This is a genomic window from Kribbella rubisoli (assembly GCF_004217145.1).
GTDB lineage: Bacteria > Actinomycetota > Actinomycetes > Propionibacteriales > Kribbellaceae > Kribbella > Kribbella rubisoli.
In genome coordinates, this window is sequence record NZ_SHKR01000011.1 from 107,709 (window position 1) to 124,890 (window position 17,182).

Genomic DNA, 17,182 nt, shown 5'->3' on the forward strand with positions numbered 1-17,182 from the left:
GATGGCGTGGGGATCCGGTACCAGGTGCCGCAGGGCCACATATCCTATAGGATTCACTTCGACAGTCCCGCCCACCGCTGCAGATCGGGTTCTCGATGCCACGATTCACCGAGTTCGAGACGTACGACGTCCGCTTCCCCACGTCGCTGGACCTTGACGGCTCCGACGCGATGAACACCGATCCGGACTACTCCGCGGCGTACGTGATCCTGCGGACCGACGCCGGTGACGGGCTGGAGGGGCACGGTTTCGCGTTCACGATCGGCCGGGGCAACGACGTCGAGACCGCGGCGATCGAGGCGCTGCGCGACCACGTCGTCGGGCTTGACCTGGACGCGACGCTGAGTGATCTCGGCGGGTTCTGGAAGTCGCTCGTGCACGACTCGCAGTTGCGGTGGCTCGGCCCCGAGAAGGGCGTCATGCACATGGCGATCGGCGCGGTCGTCAACGCGGTCTGGGACCTGGCCGCCAAGCGTGCCGGCGTGCCGCTGTGGAAGCTGCTGTCCGACCTGACCCCGGAGCAGATCGTCGACCTGGTCGACTTCCGCTACCTGACCGACGCCCTGACGCCGGAGGACGCGCTGGAGATCCTCCGGCAGGCGAAGCCCGGGCGGGCGGAGCGCGAGGCGGTACTGCGCGAGCGCGGCTACCCGGCGTACACAACGACGCCCGGCTGGCTCGGGTACGACGACGCGAAGCTGGTCCGGCTGTGCCACGAGGCGGTCGCGGACGGCTTCACCCAGATCAAGCTCAAGGTCGGCGCCAACCTCGACGACGACATCCGCCGGATGCAGCTGGCCCGCGAGGCGGTCGGGCCGGACATCCGGATCGCGGTCGACGCCAACCAGCGGTGGGACGTCGCCGAGGCGATCAGCTGGGTCGAGGCGCTGGCGCCGTACGACGTCTATTGGGTCGAGGAGCCGACCAGCCCGGACGACATCCTCGGGCACGCGACGATCGCGCGGGCGATCGCGCCGATCAAGGTCGCGACCGGTGAGCACGTGCAGAACCGGGTGATCTTCAAGCAGCTGCTGCAGGCCGGGTCGCTCTCGGTGCTCCAGCTCGACTCGGCCCGCGTCGCCGGCGTGAACGAGAACATCGCGAACCTGCTGCTGGCGGCCAAGTTCGGCGTACCTGTGTGCCCGCACGCGGGTGGGGTAGGACTGTGTGAGCTGGTCCAGCACCTGTCGATGTTCGACTACGTCGCGGTGAGCGGATCGATGCAGGACCGGGTGATCGAGTACGTCGACCATCTGCACGAGCACTTCCTGGACCCGGTAGTGATCCGGGACGGGCGCTACGTGGCACCGGTGCGGCCCGGGTTCGGCGCCGAGATGGATGCTGAGACGCTGACCGACTTCCGGTTCCCGGGTGGCAAGATCTGGACTGACCTGACAGAGGAGAAGAAGTGACGGACTTCGCGGGCCTTCGGGCCGTCGTGACCGGTGGCGCATCGGGGATCGGACTGGCGGCGGCGAAGCTGCTCGCGGCCCGCGGTGCCCAGGTGGTCGTGTTCGATCTGAAGCCTGAGGTCGACGCGCCGCTGACCGGGATCGCCGCGGATGTCACCGACGACGGCTCGATCCGGGACGCGGTCGCCGCGGCGGCGCTGCAGCTCGGCGGGATCGACATCGTGGTGAACAACGCCGGTATCGGCGCGCAGGGCACGGTCGCCGCGAACGACGACGCCGAGTGGCACCGGGTGCTCGACGTGAACGTGGTCGGGATCGCCCGCGTCACCCGGGCCGCGCTGCCGCACCTGCGCAAGTCGGAGGCGGCCGCGATCGTCAACACCTGCTCGATCGCCGCGACCGCCGGCCTGCCGAACCGCGCGGTGTACTCCGCGAGCAAGGGCGCCGTCCTGGCGCTGACGATGGCGATGGCGGCGGATCACGTCCGCGAAGGCATCCGGGTCAACTGCGTGAACCCGGGTACGGCGGACACACCGTGGGTCGGCCGTTTGCTCGACGTGGCAGCCGACCCCGACGCCGAGCGGGCCTCGCTCGAGGCCCGGCAGCCGATGGGCCGGCTGGTGTCGGCCGACGAGGTCGCGAACGCGATCGCCTACCTGGCCAGCCCGCTGTCGGGTTCGACCACGGGTACGGCGCTGGCCGTCGACGGCGGCATGCAGAACCTGCGGCTTCCGGCGGCGCGCTGATGAAGCTCTTCCCGGACGACCAGCGCGTCGGGCTCGGCGGTGCGCCGCTGGGCAACCTGCTCGGCGAGGTCAGCGACGTCGAAGCTATCGCCACCGTGAACGCGGCCTGGGACGAGGGCTGGCGGTACTTCGACACCGCGCCGCACTACGGCCTCGGACTGGCCGAGGAGCGGCTCGGCGCCGGGCTGCGGGACAAGCCGCGCGACGCGTACGTGCTGTCGAGCAAGGTCGGGCGGATCATCTACCACGCCGAGGACGCCGCGACCGATGACGAGGGGTTCGCGGTCGACACCACCCGCCGCCGGCGGTGGGACTTCAGCCGGGACGGCGTACTGCGGAGCATCGAGGACTCGCTGCAGCGGATCGGCACCGACCGGCTCGATGTCGTGTATGTGCACGACCCGGACGATCACTACGAGGAGGCGGTCGCGACCGCGTTCCCGACGCTGATCGAGCTCCGCGAGCAGGGCGTGATCGGCGCGATCGGCTCCGGGATGAACCAGACGGCGATGCTGACCCGGTTCGTCCAGGAGATCGACATCGACGTGATCATGCTGGCCGGCCGGTACACGCTCATCGATCCGGACGGCCTCGACGACGTACTCCCCGCGTGCCTGGAGCACGACGTACAGGTAGTTGCCGTCGGCATCTTCAACTCGGGCCTGCTGTCGCAGCCGCGCCCGGTCGCCGGGACCACGTTCAACTACGAGCCGGCAGCCCAGTCCTTGCTCGACAAGGCCAACAAGCTCGCCGACCTCTGCGAGTCACACGGTACGACGCTGCCGGCCGCCGCGCTGGCATTCCCGCTGGCCCACCCTGCGGTCGCCGGCATCGCAGTCGGCTGCCGCACTCCGGAAGAGGTCCACACCAACGCAGCCCTGTCCCGTGCCAAGGTCCCCGCGGCTCTGTGGTCAGATCTGAAGTCGGCAGGCCTCCTCCGCGAGGACGCACCCACGCCGTAGCCGAGAAATCAGCCGCCCCTCTCGTACTACTCCACAGGAGTCGTGCGGGAGGCGAGGTGCAGCGCCAGGCGTTCGTCCGGGTTGGTGAGGTCTACGCCGAGGAGGTGCTGGATCTTCTGGATTCGGGCGGCTGCTGTGTTGCGGTGGATGCCTAGTACTGCCGCGGTTTCGGCGACGGACGACTCCGTGTCGAGGTAGACAGCCAGTGTGGTGACCAGGTCGCCGGGCTGGTCTTTGATGGGAGCCAGGAGGGCCTGGGCAGCGGGCTGGAAGGTGTCGGTGCGGGTCCACGCCAGGAGCAGTTGAGCGAGCCCCAGGCGGTCGACGTGCAGGAACCGGCCGGTCTCGGCCCGACCACGCGCGAGACCGGCCGCGTCACCGGCTTCGGCCAGCGTGGTGGCGATACCGCTCGGACCAGCCTGCACGCGACCGACACCGACGTACGCATCAACGGTCTGTACCAAACGGCGCTGCACCCGCCGGATCGTCGCCGCCTGCTCCTGGACCTCGGTCGCGGTCGGCTCGCTCACCGCGGTGATCCACGCCGACCACCCATCGCCCTGCTCCACGACGACCGCCTGCAGACCCTCAGCGTCGAACGCCTCCACCACATCGGTACGCCGACCCGCGACATCCACCTGTCCGTCCGCGCCGATCCGGATGCCCGTGTGCCACCCGTCGACCTGCCAGCCCAGATCCACCGCACGCCGACGCGTAGCCTCCGAAGGCTCACCATGCAGCAGTTCACCGAGCAGCGACGTACGTTGGCGTGCATCCCGCTCCAACTCCAACCGCCGCAACGCCAACCGCTCCCCCACCGCCGGTGCGACCACACTCAGCACCTCAGGTACGGCGGCAACCTCAGCCGGCACCACCGCAGGCAAACGCGCCACCAACCAGCACACCGGCCCAACACCCAGGACTGCAACAGCTATCAGCACCGCACCACTCGCCAGATCCACCCGGTACGGCGCAGCCCAGCCAATCGGCACCCGCGGCAACGCAGCGACCAGAGCCTTCCGTTCCTCGGGCTCCAGCGGATCACCGTCCAGCGTGCCGCCGTCAGCACCGGCCAGCGTGACCGGCCGCTCCAGCACGCCGGCAGTAGTCCGCAGTACCGACGCCAGATCACCATTCGCCCGGCGCAGCGCTGAGACGGCCCTGAGCACCAGGTCAGACCGCACGACCTCCGGTTCGGCTGTGACCCGTCGCAGGTGCTCATGCGCTGCCAGCGGGTCCGGGCATCCCAGCACCGGCAGCTGCAACCGCTCAGCCAGCAACTGAGCCCCGCGTCCCAATGGCTCCACACCGGCCAGCAACACCGCCCCGGCTCCGGCCGCCGATGCCCGGCTGATCAAAGCATCGATCCGCCAATCGGTGTGATCACCTGCCAGCAGTACGACGAGCACCTGCCCGTCCAGCGGCTCCGGATGCACAGACACCTCTAGCGCCACCACAGACCCCGTCAGCCGCGGACCAGGATCCGCACCACCACCCAGCACCACCACATCTCGCCAGCCGGGTGAGGTGAGCATGGCCGTCAGCGATGGAGACAGCCCCGGCCTCATGACGCCTCCAACAGCTGTGGTGCGCAGGTGAGGCCGAAGGCTTCAGGGCCGACGTGGGCGAGGCGGTCGGGGCGACGCCACCACGTGGGTCCGGGCAGTGCGAGAACCAGTACCTCGTCGCCGGTGCGGATGGCATCTACAGCGATGGGCTGCAGCGTACGGCGATCCAGCAGGCACAGCAGATCCGGTGTGGTCACCGCAGGGGTGCCGTCGACCAGCGCGAGGAGGTACTCGTTCTCCGTCTCGATCCGGATCACTGCACGGCTGCCGGAGTCGACCACGCAGACGCTACCGCGACCGAACGCAGCACCACCGTCAGCGATCAGGTGACGGGCAACCTGCTCGACCCGACCGCTCGCCAACAGCCGACCGCCCAGACCGTCAGCGATATCAGCCGGCGTAGCCCATGCCTGTAGAGCAGCATGAGCTCGACCGAGCGCCAGAGCCCGCGTCAAACTCCCCTGTACGGCGTCCGCCGCAGCAGCCTCCACCGGAGTAGGCGCCAGGGCCAGCACCGCCCAGCCACCCGTGTGAGCGACGAAGCTGCGTACTGCACGCTCCAGACCGCCGGCGTCGACGTTGTCGACGACAATCACCTGACCGCTCGGCTCACTCAGCGCACACGGCGTCAGTGAACGGCCCGCCACCGCCCACGAGAACTGGTCCAATCGTGGCAATGCCCGACCCATCAGATCGGCGTCGACCACCGGAAGCGCCAGATCCAGCGCAGCAATCAGCGGAGTCAACCCGTTGAGCCCACCGGCCTCCAGCGGCATCAGCCCGGTGACGTCCGCACCGGCCCACCGGCTGACCGCCCGCACCGCGGTGTCGAACTCACCACCGCTCGGCAGCTTCTCCATCAGCACACTGGTCGCCCCGACCACGCCGATAGGACTCACCAGCGCATCCGGCACGTCGGCGGGGTCCCGCAGTACCAGCTCGCCGTCACCCAGCCGCCGGCGCAGCATGCGCCCGAACGACCCTGTGTCGCCGCCACCACCCGAGCCCAGGAGGGTGACACCGACAACCAGCGCTTGCAGGTCCTGCGCCTTGACGACAGTCGTCATAGGCCGATCCTTGCACGGGTGAGTTGGAATCTCGGCCCGCCGCGGAGGGGTCTGCACGACGGGCCGAGAGCTAGAGGGTGGTGACCAGGTCTCCGCGGCGTTCGACCGGGTTGAACTCCACGTCGAGTCCGAAGCAGGCCGGTCCGAAGACGGCCAACGCCTCCGGTGTCCGCATGAGGTCAGGCGTCGAGATGCCGACCACGGTGACGCGCTGGCCGTACCGCAGGCCCTCTGTGGTGATCGGCTCCGCGGTGTCCGCCTCCAGTACGCAGATCAGGTCCGGCACCGTGCACACCACCTCGCCGTCGACCTCCGCGACCAGGTTCTCGTTCTGGAACCGCAGCTCGAGCTCCGACGTACCGTCGTACCCGGTGAACCGCGCCCGCCCGCGTGCAAAGCCCTCGAGCGTACGGCGTTCCACGTCGACCACCTTCCCGCGGAACAGCACCCGCAGGTGGTTGTACAGCGTCGGCGCCAACGCGGCACGCAGAGCCTCGATCGGATCCCGGTGCGCCTCCCGCGCCTCCCGGACCGCACGACCGATCGACAACCCGAGCGACAGCGTCCGCGGTACGGCGGTGCGCTTCACGTCGGCGCCCGTCATCGAGTACTCCGCGATGTGCGCGACCCCGCCGAGCCGGATCGTGATCCCGCGCGCGAGCCACTCCATCTGCTTGTTGTCCGTGCCGGTGTCGATCACGACGGTCTCGTCATGCTCGCCCGCGATCGCCATCGGCGACCCCGGTACGCCGTACACCGAGAACGTCTCCATCTGTAGTTCGGGAAACGCCCGACCCATGCCGTCGGCATCGACCACCGGCAGACCGGTGCGGGCGGCAACGAGGAGCGGGATCATCGAGTTGATGCCGCCGCACTCGATCGGCATCGTCGCGTCGGCGGTCCGGCCGAGGTGCTTCTCGAGCGCGCGCAGGGCGCCGACCGGTTCGCTGCCGCGCGGGATCTTCTCCACGATCACGGTCGGCGCGCCCATCTGCGCGGTCGGGATGACGAACGCGTCGTCGTCCAGCTCGTCCGGGTCCAGGACCGTCACCGGCCCGTGTTCGCGGATCGCCTGCTCGACCAGGAGCCGCCCGATCAGCGGATCGCCACCACCACCGGTCCCGAGGATCGCCGCCCCACGGGCGAGATCCCGCAGGTGCTCGATGTCCAGTTGCCAGCTCATACAGTCTCCAAGGCCCGGATCGGGTCGAGGTCGTAGCCGAAGTACCGCGGGCCGACCAGCTCGATGCCGGCCGGCGAGTGCCAGCGCTCGTCGGCCGGCGCGGCGAGCACGCTGACGCGGTGGCCGTAGCGCAGCGCCTCGGTAGTGATCGGCTCGCCGGTCTCGGTGTCCAGCACGATGATCAGGTCCGGCGTGGTGGCGACCGCCGTACCCTCCAGCTCGGCGACCAGATGCTCGTTCTGGAAGCGCAGCACCATCACGTGCCCGTGCGACGCGTCCAGCCCGTCGACGGTCGCATCACCACGGGCGAAGCCGGTCGTCGTACGGCGTTGTACGTCGACGACCTTGCCGACATGCAGGAGCCGGCCGCCGAGCTCGTCGACCACGGCCGCGACCGGATCGGCGTGCTCGCGCTGGGCCCGCTCGATCGCCCGGCCGATCGTGACGCACTTGCTGAGTGTGCCGGCGACGAACGCGCCGCGGATCTCGGCGCCGGTCATCGCGTACAGCGAGACGATCGCCGAGCAGCCCATGTCGATCGTCGCGGAGCGGGCCAGCCGTTCGGCCCACTCGTTGGTGACCGTGTCGAAGATGCCGCGGTTGCCCTTCTCGTCGACGATCGACATCGGGGTCGCCTCGATCCCGGCGAGCGTCGGCAGCACCATCTGCAACTCGGGGAACGCGCGGCCCATCCCGTCGCCATCCACCAGCGGCAGCCCGAGCTGCGCGGCGGCGATCACCGGAACGGTCGAGTTGACCCCGCCGGCCTCGATACAGGCGAGATGGGTCGGCGTCTTCCCGACGTACTTCGCCAGGGTCTGGACCGCGACCGAGATCTGGTCCGCCGACGGCAGCTTCTCCACCATCACCGTCGGCGCGCCCATCATTGCCACCGGCAACACACAGGCATCGTCCGGAAGATCGCCGACGGCAACGATCTCCACCGGACCGTGTTCGCGGACGGCCTGCTGCGCGAGCAGCTTCCCGATGTGCGGATCCCCTCCGCCCCCGGTGCCCAGCACGGCGGCACCGCGAGCGAGGGACCCCAGGTCTTCAGCGCGCAACTTCATCGCCACCACTCCACCCCAGCTCGGAGGCCACCGGCTCCATACCAAACCGTTTGGTATGGAGCTCCACCGGCGCCATACCAAACCGTTTGGTATGGCGCGATGGCGGCGCTCATGATGCCTCCCCGAGGCGCAGGTCGCCGACGGCCTTGCAGCGGATGCGGGTCGCGTTGCCCGGCAGGTACGGGATCGGCACCTCGTCGAAGTCCACGATCCGCACGGCGGCCGGATCGGCGCCGGCCGCGATCGCACGGTCGACTGCTTCCTGGCGCGCCTCGTCCACCACCGCGTCACGGCGGCCCGGGTCGATCGCGTACACCCGGTCGACCTCGCCGCCGACCTGCGCGATCGCCGCCCCGATCGCGTTCGCGACCGCGAAGTGATCCGGCCGGTGTACTGCGAGACTGCCGGGCAGATCGTCCGGCAGCAGGATCGATCCACCGCCGACCGCCACCACCGGCAGCGGGTCAGGCGACGTACGCATCCGCTCCACCGCGTCCGCGATATCCGCCGCGACCCGCGCCAGAGCCGCCTTCACCAGCGTCGGATCCAGCTCGGAGACCGCCGAAGCGTCACCGACCTCGGCCCGGCCGGCGGCGACCGCAATGTCCGTTGCCGTGAGCGTCCTGCCCCCGAAGACCAGGGCCTCCTCGGTCAGGCGGTATCCCACCGACCGCGGGCCGACCGTCACCACATCGTTGCCCGAGGCCACCAAGCTGCCGCCGCCGATCCCGATGCTGAGCACATCGGGCATCCGGAAGTTCGTCCGCACCCCGGCCACGTCGACCTCGGTGGTCGCTTCGCGCGGGAAGCCGTGCGTAAGTACGCCGACATCGCTCGTCGTACCGCCGACGTCGACCACCGCGCAGGTGTCGAGACCGGACAGCAGCGCCGCACCGCGCATCGAGTTCGTCGGACCGGACGCGAACGTCGCGACCGGGTACCGGCGGGCGAAGTCGACGTCCATCAAGGTGCCGTCGTTCTGGCTCAGGTACAGCGGCGCGGAGATCCCGTGGCCGGCGACGGCACCGGACAGTCCGTCGACGATGCTCGCGGCCAGCTCGCGCAGCGCCGCGTTGATGATCGTCGCGTTCTCCCGCTCCAGCAGGCCGATCCGGCCGATCTCGTGCGACAGCGAGATCGCCACGTCGTCGCCGAGCTCGGAACGCAGGATCTCGGCCGCGCGCAGTTCGAACTCGTTGCTCACCGGCGAGAACACCGACGAGATCGCCACCGACCGTACACCGTGCTTCACCATGTCGCCCGCGTGCCGGCGCAACTCGTCCTCGTCCAGCTCAGCGATATGCCGGCCGTCGAACTCGTGCCCGCCGTGCGCCAGATAGCTCCGCCCGCTGATCGCCTCGACCAGCCGCTCGGGCCAGTCGACCAGCGGCGGCAGCGACGCGGTAGCGGGCAGTCCGAGGCGCAGCGCGGCGGTCGGGGCCAGCCGCCTCGCCTCGACGAGTGCGTTGATGAAGTGCGTGGTGCCGATCATCACGGCCTGGACCTGCGCGGGGTCGAAGGATCGCTCCGCCTGCAGCCGGTCCAGTGTGTCGATGATGCCCGCGGTCACGTCCGCGCTGGTCGCCGACTTGTTGGCGGCCAGCACACTGACATCGCCACCGGTTCCGTCGAGCAGCACGGCGTCGGTGTTGGTCCCACCGACATCGATGCCGATACGCATTCGTATTCCTCCCGTTAGTTCATTTCCAGCCAAACACGGCGCCGGCCGTCTGTAGCCGACTTTGTGCACCAAATCCGCGTCACGTCATCGATTCGGCACGGATCCGGTGCACAAAGTGGAGACCGGGGTGGAGCGTGCCGCGCGAGCGATCAGCTTGTGGCGGGTACGGCGGCGGCAGCGGTCGGCGCACTGTCCATGGTGCGGCTTGTACCGACGCCGCGGATCAGGCCGAGCTTGCCGGCCACGACGTACGCCGCGAAGCCGACGACGAGCGAGTTGATGCTGGGCAGACCCCAGGCGACGTACTTGCCGATCAGCGCGGCGCCGATCCAGATCACGATCGTCGCCGGCACCCAGGTCGGCGCCGTCGCGGGCAGTGTGCCGGCAGCTCTGGTCGCGTCCAGGTCGGGGCGCCAGCGCTTGACGACGAAGTACTCCGCGACCATGATCCCGGCGATCGGCGGGAACGCGACGCCGAGGAAGATCAGGAAGTCGGTGAACTTGTCCAGGATCCCGCCGGCCGCGAGCACGCTGCCGAGGACGCCGACCACGAGCGTGACGACGGCCCGGTTGACGTGCCGGCCGAAGACGGTGCCGATGAAGTTCACGACGCCGAGGCCCGAGCTGTAGAGGTTCCAGTCGTTGATCTTGATCGTGCCGAGGATGATCACCAGCGTGCCGACCCAGCCGACCGACGAGGTGACGATCGTGATCACGTTCGCCGATCCGACCGCGTGAGCGAGCAGTACGCCGACCAGACCGATCACGTACTCGCCGAGCGTGATGCCGAGGACGGTCTGCTTGACGACGTCGCCGACGCTGCGGTTGAAGCGGGTCATGTCCGGCGTGATCACCGCGCCGACGATGAATCCGCCGGCCACCAGCGTCGTACCCTCGAGCAGGCTCAGCTGCGGACCGGGCGGCGCGGCGTTCACCAGTGAGCTGAAGCTGTGGTCGGACAGCTCGCTGATGATCGACCAACCGACCAGGACCAGGAAGGCCGGCACGGTCACGTACGCAACCCAGGCCATCGAGTGGAAGCCGCGCAGTACGACGAGCGTCACCGCGAGACCGAAGACGAGCGACCAGCCCCAGGTCGGGAGTACGCCGATCAGCTGGCTGAGCCCGGCCGCGGAGACCGCGGACTGGATCCCGAACCACCCGATCAGGCTGATCCCGATCGCGAGCCCGATCAGCGACGAGCCGGCCTGGCCGAACCCGGTCCAGCGCGCGATCACCGACGTCTGCAGTCCCTCGCGGGCGCCGATGACGCCGATCAGGATCGCGACGAGTTCGAGGATCACCGCGCCGAGCGTGAGCGCCCAGAACGCGGTCCAGAAGCTCATCCCGAACCCGAGCGTCGCGCCGAGCAGGAACTGACTCAGCGCCGAGATCTGCCCGAACCGCTGGGTCGCGACAGACCACCAGGAGTACCGCGCGTGCTCCGGGACGCGGGCGAGCGCATAGTCGTCCGCACCAACAGATGTACCGGCCATCGAAACCTCCAGCCCTGGGATTTCATCGAACGTACGACTCCAGGCGGGCGGTCTCACCGTCCAGTGTGCACACTCAGCAGGCGCTGACTGTGCAAGCGGCCCAGCTCGCTACTCTTGTCGCGATGCCCGGTCGCACACACGAACGCGGAGCGCGACTGCTCCGTCTACTCGGCGTACTCACGGTAGTCGCCGGGGTCTTCGCGATGCATGGCCTCACGTCCGACCACGATGCGGCCATGGCGGCTCCTCAGCCGGCGATGGTCGCAGGGATGGTTATGGACCACGCCCAGCCCGGCCCGCCGCACGTTGCGCCGGCCGATGAGCTGCACGAGATGGGCGGTGCGTGTGTCGCAGTACTGACTGGGCTGGTGCTGCTGCTCGCGTTGTTGCTGGGGTTGCGGAGCCTGCTCGTGTGGCGGGCCGTGTCTGTGCCGTCCGCGGCTGGGCGCCTGGTGCTGAGCGAACGGTCTCCTCCGCCGGTGAGCGCGTCGATGTTGGGTGTACTGCGGATATAGGCCGACGTGCGCCTGTTTCGCCGTACCCGTTTTCGACACACACACCCAAGGATTGTGATGACGCACGTCTACCGTACGACCGCGGCCTCGGCCGCGCTTCTCGCCGCTGTGTTCGGCGTGACCGGCTGCGGCTCGGACAGCAGCCCGAGTACGCCGCCCGCCACCTCGGCAGCCGCCTCGTTCAACGACGCGGACGCCACCTTCGCGATGCAGATGATCCCGCATCACCAGCAGGCCGTGGAGATGTCCGACCTCGCGTTGCGCAAGGCAACGACCGCGGCGGTGAAGAACCTCGCGACCGCGATCAAGGCTGCACAGGACCCGGAGATCAAGCAGTTGTCCGGGTGGCTGACCGCCTGGGGCAAGCCGGTCCCGACGCCCGGTGAACACAGTGGTCATGCCATGGCAGGCATGATGAGCACCGAGGACATGAGCGATCTGTCCGAAGCGTCCGGCGCGATGTTCGACCGGATGTGGACGCGGATGATGATCGAGCATCACCAGGGCGCGGTCGCTATGGCCACGACCGAGCAGACGGCCGGAAAGGATCCCGCCGCCATCGCCCTCGCCAAGAAGATCCAAACCACCCAAACAACCGAGATCGCCACCATGAAGCGGCTCCTCGGACAGCTGACGGCGAGCTGATCGGTCACTAAGGACAGGAGGTAGTGGGTCTCGGCGTCGCCGCGCACGCTCAAGACGAGCGGCCGGACCCGCCTTTGGCCGACTACCTCCTGTCCTTATTGTTCCTGCTGCCAGTGGACCGTCAGGTTGTCCCGGCGGCCGAGCTTCTCGATGCGTTCGGTGACCCGGGCGCTGAACCGGCGCAGCACGCCGGGGTCGTCGGCCTCGACCCGCAACTCCAGACGGGTCTGCTCGGCGCGCAGCGTCCACGTCGCGCCGCCGAGGTCGACCACGAGCTCGCCCGGCGCTTTCGACAACACCTTCATGCCACCCGGCTGGTGCCCGAAGTGACCGCCCAGCCGCTCGACGTACCGCGCTGCCCGCACGGTGTCGGCGTACCCCTCGATGGCCGGCATACCCACGCCTCCTTTTTCAATACACTTTGTCTCGAATACTAACAGCATGTCCAGGTAGGATGGGGGCCGTGCCGAAGTTGTGGGACGACAGCATCGCGACGCATCGCCACGCCGTGCGGACGGCGACGCTCGATGCGACCGCCGCGCTGGTGGCCGAGCGCGGGTTGACCGGCGTCACGATGTCCGAGGTCGCGAAGCGGGCCGGGGTGGGCCGGGCGACGCTCTACAAGTACTTCCCTGACGTCGAGTCGATCCTGACCGCCTGGCATGAGCGGCAGGTCGGCGATCATCTGCGGCAGCTCACCGGCATCTGGACCGACACCGGGCGACTCGAGGCAGTGCTGGAGGCTTATGCGTTCATCTGCCACGAGCATCCGTCGTCGGAGCCGGCCGCATCACTGCATCGGTCGGAGCACGTCGCGCGAGCGCAGGAGCACCTCGTCGACTTCCTTGCCGGCTTGATGCTCGACGTACGCGATGATGTTCCACCGAAGGAGCTGGCGGCGTACTGCGTGTATGCGCTGGGTGCGGCAGGCGCCGTACCGTCGAAGGCTGCGGTACGACGCCTGGTGGCAGTCGTTCTCAGCGGGCTACGCGGGGAGGCGGGCCGGTGAGAGGTTGAGGCGGCGCAGCAGCTGGGCGTTGAGGGCGACGACGATCGTGGAGATCGACATCAGCAGCGCACCGACCGCCGGCGAGACGACGATGCCCGCGAAGGCGAGGACGCCGGCTGCGAGCGGGACGGTGATGACGTTGTAGCCGGTCGCCCAGATGAGGTTCTGCCACATCTTGCGGTAGCTGGCCTTGGACAACTCGATCACCGAAAGGACGGCCCGCGGGTCGTCCGCGGCGAGTACCACGCCGGCGGATTCGATGGCGACATCGGTGCCGGCGCCGATCGCGATGCCGACCTCGGCGCGGGCCAGGGCCGGGGCGTCGTTGACTCCGTCGCCGACCATGGCGACCTTCAGCCCGCGGGCCTGCAGCTCAGCGACCTTGGCGTCCTTGTCCTGCGGCAGCACCTCGGCGAACACCTCGTCGATCCCGAGCTCCTTCGCCACGGCGTCGGCAACCTGATGCGCATCCCCGGTGATCATCGCCACCTTCACCCCACGCCGATGCAACGCATCCACGGCCTGCCGAGACTCCTCCCGCACCTCGTCCTCGAGCGCAACAGCGCCGAGCACCTGCCCGTCCCTCACGACATGCAGCACCGCGGCCCCTCGCTCCTTCCACTCCGCAACCTCCGCGTCCAACTCGCGAGGCTCCCCCAACCCGCTCTCACGCAGGTACGCCGGTCCGCCGACGGCGACCTCGGATCCCTCCACGACAGCCTGCACACCCCGCCCGGTGAGTGACCGGAAGCCGGAGGCAACGAGCCGACCATTGCCTCCAGCAACCGCGTCGCCGACATGCAGACCGGCGGCTTGCGTGTCGCGTGCGCGCACGATCGCCTTTGCCAGCGGATGCTCGCTGTCCGCTTCGACTGCGGCGGCCAGCGCCAGCAACTCGTCAGGCGAGATGGATCCGACGGCGGCGACACCGGTGACGGCCGGTTCGCCCTTCGTCAGCGTGCCCGTCTTGTCGAACAGGACTGCGTCGATCGTCCGCATCCGCTCGAGCGCGAGCCGGTCCTTCACGAGTACGCCGGCCCTTGCCGCGCGCTCGGTGGAGATCGCGATCACCAGCGGGATCGCGAGGCCGAGGGCGTGCGGGCAGGCGATCACCAGCACGGTCACCGTCCGCGTCACCGCCTCGTCGACCTTGCCGAGCAACGCCCACACCACGAACGTGATCAGCCCGGCGATCGACGCGAAGTAGAACAAGAACGCCGCCGCCCGATCGGCCAACGCCTGCGCACGCGACGACGACGCCTGCGCCTCGGCCACCAGCCGCTGGATCCCAGCCAGCGCGGTGTCATCACCGACCGCCGTGATCTCGACGCGCAAAGCGTTGTCAGTGGCAACGGTTCCCGCCACCACGGCATCACCGACCGCCCGCGACACCGGCCGCGACTCCCCGGTGATCATCGACTCGTCGACCTCGGCCTGTCCGTCGACCACGGTCCCGTCCGCCGGCACCCGACCACCGGACCGCACGAGCACGACGTCCCCCGCCCGCAGCTCATGCAGCGAGACCTCGACAACCTCGCCGTCGATCACCTTCTCGGCCGTGTCCGGCAGCAAGGCCGCCAGCGCGTCGAGCGCACCGGACGCAGCGCCGAGCGCCCGCATCTCCAGCCAGTGCCCGAGCAGCATGATCACGATCAGCAGCGCGAGCTCCCACCAGAAGTCCAGGTCGAACCCGCCGAGCTTCAACGTCGTCACCCACGACGCCACGAACGCGACCGTGATCGCCATCGAGATCAGCAGCATCATCCCCGGCCGACGGGACTTCAGCTCACTCCAACCGCCCGTCAGGAACGGCTGCCCGCCGTACACGAAGATCACCGTCCCGAGCACGGGCGCAATCAGCCCCGCCCCGGGGAAGTCCGGCCGCGCATACCCCAGCAGATCCGCGAACATCGCACTGAAGAACACCACCGGCACAGCCAGCCCGAGACTGATCCAGAACCGGTCCTTGAACTGCGCCGCGTGATCCCCGTGCCCTGCATGCCCGCTGTGCCCCTCGTGCTCACTCATACCCGAGAACATACCCCTAGGGGGTATCAAAAACAACCGCGGACGCAGAAACGCCCGGCTGGGGTTACCAGCCGGGCGTGAGGGGTTGGGGGTTTACAGGGGGTCGATGTCCGTGAGGGTTTCTGGGGTTAGTTCCAGCCACCGGGTGATGCCGATGTCGCGGAGGAAGGGGACGTCGTGGCTGGCGATGACCAGGGCGCCGTTGTACGACGCCAACGCATCCTTCAGCTGGGCGACGCTGGACAGGTCGAGGTTGTTGGTGGGCTCGTCCAGCATCAGCAACTGGGGTGGAGGCTCGGCCAGCAACAGAGCCGCCAGCGTCGCCCGGAAGCGTTCGCCGCCGGAAAGAGTGCTGACGAGCTGGTCGGCTGCTCGACCACGGAAGAGGAAGCGCGCCAGGCGGGAACGGCGTTCCTGGTTCTCCGTGCTCGGGGCCAGCAGGGCCAGGTTGTCGACGACGGACAGGTCGTCGCGCAGCAGGTCGAGTCGCTGGGGCAGGTACCGGAACGGCACCGCCGGCAGCTCCCCTGACACGATCGACTGCAGCAGTGTCGTCTTGCCGGCACCGTTCGGCCCGGTCAGCGCGATCCGTTCGGGCCCGCGGATCTCCAGGTCGACGTGCGCACCGGTTCGCAGTACGTGGTCCTCCAACCGCAGCACCACGCGACCAGCAGGCACTGCGGTCTTCGGCAGGTCTACCCGGATCGAGTCGTCGTCGTGGACCTTGTCCTCCGCATCGGCCAACGCCTCCTGCGCCGAATCGAGCCGCTCGGACTGCATCCCGAGGTGCTTGCCCGCCGACACCTGCGCACCGCGCTTCAGGTTGCCGGCCACGATCTTCGGGATGCCGCCCTTCTCGAATGCCCGCTGTCCGCGGGCCTGGCGCTGATCCATCTTCATCCGCGCCTCGATCAGGTCGCGCTTCTGCTTGCGTACGTCGGCCTCCGCCGCGCGCAGCATCCGCTCGGCCGCCTCCTGCTCGACCGCGACAGCCTCCTCGTACGCCGTCAGGTTGCCGCCGTACCAGGTGACGTCACCCTTGCGGAGGTCGCCGATCTGGTCGACCCGGTCGAGCAACTCCCGGTCGTGGCTGACGATGACCAGCGCACCGCGGAACTGGTCGACGGCGTCGTAAAGATGCCGCCGCGCCCGCAGGTCGAGGTTGTTCGTCGGTTCGTCGAGCAGCAGTACGTCGGGACGCCGCAGCAGCTCGGCCGCGAGCCCGAGCAGGATCGTCTCGCCGCCGGACAGCTCGCCGACACTGCGATCGAGCCCGATCGCACCCAGGCCGAGCTTGCCGAGCAGCGCCTCCGCTCGTTCGTCGACGTCCCAGTCGTCGCCGATGATCGCGAAGTTCTGCTCCGAGGCGTCACCGGACTCGATCGCGACGATCGCCTTCCGGACGTCCTCGATGCCGAGCGCCTGGTCGACGCGCAGAGACGTGTCGAGGGTCAGGTCCTGCGGCAGGTACCCGAGCTCGCCGCTGACCCGGATCGCCCCACGCTGCGGGGTGAGCCGGCCGGCGATCAGCCGGAGCAGCGTCGACTTGCCGGCGCCGTTGCGGCCGACCAGACCGGAGCGGACCGGTCCGGCGACGAAGGTCAGGCCGTCGAACAGGACCTCACCATCAGGCCAGGCGAAGAAGAGGTCGGTACAGGACAGGGAAAAACTCATAGGCGTTGCACTCCCAACGAGGTCTCGGACGAGACCGCGCACCAGACAGGTGGCGATCGATCGACTGAAGAAAAGACCTCGGAGCTACAACGCGGACCCCTGACGCCGGGAATGGGACGTCCACCA

15 protein-coding genes are annotated in these 17,182 nt (G+C 68.9%); 6 read left to right on the forward strand and 9 right to left on the reverse strand.

The features are described 5' to 3' along the window. The first annotated feature begins 95 nt into the window (after positions 1–95). From EV645_RS03135 to EV645_RS03145, 3 genes are read left to right on the forward strand one after another with little or no spacing between them, the layout of a single operon-like run. The gene (locus EV645_RS03135; RefSeq protein ID WP_130439548.1) at positions 96–1,412 is read left to right on the forward strand and encodes an L-fuconate dehydratase; all 1,317 of its coding nucleotides are present in this window, start codon (positions 96–98) and stop codon (positions 1,410–1,412) included. Further along, positions 1,409–2,158: an SDR family NAD(P)-dependent oxidoreductase gene (locus EV645_RS03140; protein WP_130439550.1), complete on the forward strand. Its 750-nt coding sequence runs from the start codon at positions 1,409–1,411 to the stop codon at positions 2,156–2,158. Before EV645_RS03135 ends, EV645_RS03140 begins: the two co-directional genes overlap by 4 nt. After that, entirely contained in the window at positions 2,158–3,120 is a 963-nt protein-coding gene (locus EV645_RS03145) for an aldo/keto reductase (protein ID WP_130439552.1), read from the forward strand. Before EV645_RS03140 ends, EV645_RS03145 begins: the two co-directional genes overlap by 1 nt. Positions 3,121–3,146: 26 nt before the next feature. Here EV645_RS03145 and EV645_RS03150 read toward each other — a convergent pair whose 3' ends face one another. The 6 genes from EV645_RS03150 to EV645_RS03175 all read right to left on the reverse strand — a co-directional run bounded on the left by EV645_RS03150 (position 3,147) and on the right by EV645_RS03175 (position 11,185). Continuing rightward, positions 3,147–4,688, reverse strand: coding sequence for a PucR family transcriptional regulator (locus EV645_RS03150; RefSeq protein WP_130439554.1), 1,542 nt, complete (start codon positions 4,686–4,688; stop codon positions 3,147–3,149). Further along, entirely contained in the window at positions 4,685–5,755 is a 1,071-nt protein-coding gene (locus tag EV645_RS03155) for a DUF917 domain-containing protein (protein WP_198681442.1), read from the reverse strand. The genes EV645_RS03150 and EV645_RS03155 overlap by 4 nt, the downstream gene beginning before the upstream one ends. Positions 5,756–5,825: 70 nt before the next feature. After that, positions 5,826–6,938 carry a DUF917 domain-containing protein gene (locus EV645_RS03160; RefSeq protein WP_130439555.1) on the reverse strand — a complete coding sequence of 371 codons (1,113 nt, stop codon included), beginning with the start codon at positions 6,936–6,938 and terminating at the stop codon, positions 5,826–5,828. Next, on the reverse strand, positions 6,935–8,008 hold the full coding sequence (locus tag EV645_RS03165) for a DUF917 domain-containing protein (protein ID WP_130439557.1): 1,074 nt from the start codon (positions 8,006–8,008) through the stop codon (positions 6,935–6,937). The genes EV645_RS03160 and EV645_RS03165 overlap by 4 nt, the downstream gene beginning before the upstream one ends. Positions 8,009–8,117: 109 nt before the next feature. Further along, positions 8,118–9,689, reverse strand: a complete 1,572-nt coding sequence (locus tag EV645_RS03170) for a hydantoinase/oxoprolinase N-terminal domain-containing protein (RefSeq protein ID WP_130439559.1) — start codon at positions 9,687–9,689, stop codon at positions 8,118–8,120. Positions 9,690–9,838: 149 nt separating this feature from the next. Further along, positions 9,839–11,185 carry a purine-cytosine permease family protein gene (locus tag EV645_RS03175; RefSeq protein WP_130439561.1) on the reverse strand — a complete coding sequence of 449 codons (1,347 nt, stop codon included), beginning with the start codon at positions 11,183–11,185 and terminating at the stop codon, positions 9,839–9,841. Between the two features lie 122 nt (positions 11,186–11,307). On the opposite strand from EV645_RS03175, the gene EV645_RS03180 reads away from it, so the two are divergent. After that, complete coding sequence (locus tag EV645_RS03180) at positions 11,308–11,700, forward strand: DUF6153 family protein (protein ID WP_130439563.1); 393 nt, start codon at positions 11,308–11,310, stop codon at positions 11,698–11,700. A 57-nt stretch (positions 11,701–11,757) separates the two neighbouring features. Then, positions 11,758–12,345, forward strand: a complete 588-nt coding sequence (locus EV645_RS03185; RefSeq protein WP_130439565.1) for a DUF305 domain-containing protein — start codon at positions 11,758–11,760, stop codon at positions 12,343–12,345. Positions 12,346–12,440: 95 nt separating this feature from the next. Here the strand turns inward: EV645_RS03185 and EV645_RS03190 are convergent, their stop codons facing one another. Continuing rightward, a complete protein-coding gene (locus tag EV645_RS03190; RefSeq protein ID WP_157996995.1) occupies positions 12,441–12,740 on the reverse strand; it encodes a DUF2218 domain-containing protein in 300 nt (99 codons plus the stop codon). A gap of 68 nt (positions 12,741–12,808) precedes the next feature. On the opposite strand from EV645_RS03190, the gene EV645_RS03195 reads away from it, so the two are divergent. Continuing rightward, entirely contained in the window at positions 12,809–13,354 is a 546-nt protein-coding gene (locus EV645_RS03195) for a TetR/AcrR family transcriptional regulator (RefSeq protein WP_130439569.1), read from the forward strand. Here EV645_RS03195 and EV645_RS03200 read toward each other — a convergent pair. Together EV645_RS03200 and EV645_RS03205 are read right to left on the reverse strand one after the other, a co-directional pair. Then, positions 13,331–15,382: a heavy metal translocating P-type ATPase gene (locus tag EV645_RS03200; protein ID WP_242000179.1), complete on the reverse strand. Its 2,052-nt coding sequence runs from the start codon at positions 15,380–15,382 to the stop codon at positions 13,331–13,333. The two genes, EV645_RS03195 and EV645_RS03200, sit on opposite strands and share 24 nt — an antisense overlap. Before the next feature lie 93 nt (positions 15,383–15,475). Next, positions 15,476–17,056: an ABC-F family ATP-binding cassette domain-containing protein gene (locus EV645_RS03205; protein WP_130439573.1), complete on the reverse strand. Its 1,581-nt coding sequence runs from the start codon at positions 17,054–17,056 to the stop codon at positions 15,476–15,478. Positions 17,057–17,182 lie beyond the last annotated feature (126 nt).

Coding starts and splice junctions, on each gene's coding strand:
- EV645_RS03160 (WP_130439555.1), bottom strand. CDS start 6,938: ATGAGCTGGCAACTGGACATCGAGCACCTGCGGGATCTCGCCCGTGGG.
- EV645_RS03205 (WP_130439573.1), bottom strand. CDS start 17,056: ATGAGTTTTTCCCTGTCCTGTACCGACCTCTTCTTCGCCTGGCCTGAT.
- EV645_RS03200 (WP_242000179.1), bottom strand. CDS start 15,382: ATGAGTGAGCACGAGGGGCACAGCGGGCATGCAGGGCACGGGGATCAC.
- EV645_RS03145 (WP_130439552.1), top strand. CDS start 2,158: ATGAAGCTCTTCCCGGACGACCAGCGCGTCGGGCTCGGCGGTGCGCCG.
- EV645_RS03175 (WP_130439561.1), bottom strand. CDS start 11,185: ATGGCCGGTACATCTGTTGGTGCGGACGACTATGCGCTCGCCCGCGTC.
- EV645_RS03165 (WP_130439557.1), bottom strand. CDS start 8,008: ATGAAGTTGCGCGCTGAAGACCTGGGGTCCCTCGCTCGCGGTGCCGCC.
- EV645_RS03150 (WP_130439554.1), bottom strand. CDS start 4,688: ATGAGGCCGGGGCTGTCTCCATCGCTGACGGCCATGCTCACCTCACCC.
- EV645_RS03170 (WP_130439559.1), bottom strand. CDS start 9,689: ATGCGTATCGGCATCGATGTCGGTGGGACCAACACCGACGCCGTGCTG.
- EV645_RS03180 (WP_130439563.1), top strand. CDS start 11,308: ATGCCCGGTCGCACACACGAACGCGGAGCGCGACTGCTCCGTCTACTC.
- EV645_RS03185 (WP_130439565.1), top strand. CDS start 11,758: ATGACGCACGTCTACCGTACGACCGCGGCCTCGGCCGCGCTTCTCGCC.
- EV645_RS03135 (WP_130439548.1), top strand. CDS start 96: ATGCCACGATTCACCGAGTTCGAGACGTACGACGTCCGCTTCCCCACG.
- EV645_RS03155 (WP_198681442.1), bottom strand. CDS start 5,755: ATGACGACTGTCGTCAAGGCGCAGGACCTGCAAGCGCTGGTTGTCGGT.
- EV645_RS03190 (WP_157996995.1), bottom strand. CDS start 12,740: ATGCCGGCCATCGAGGGGTACGCCGACACCGTGCGGGCAGCGCGGTAC.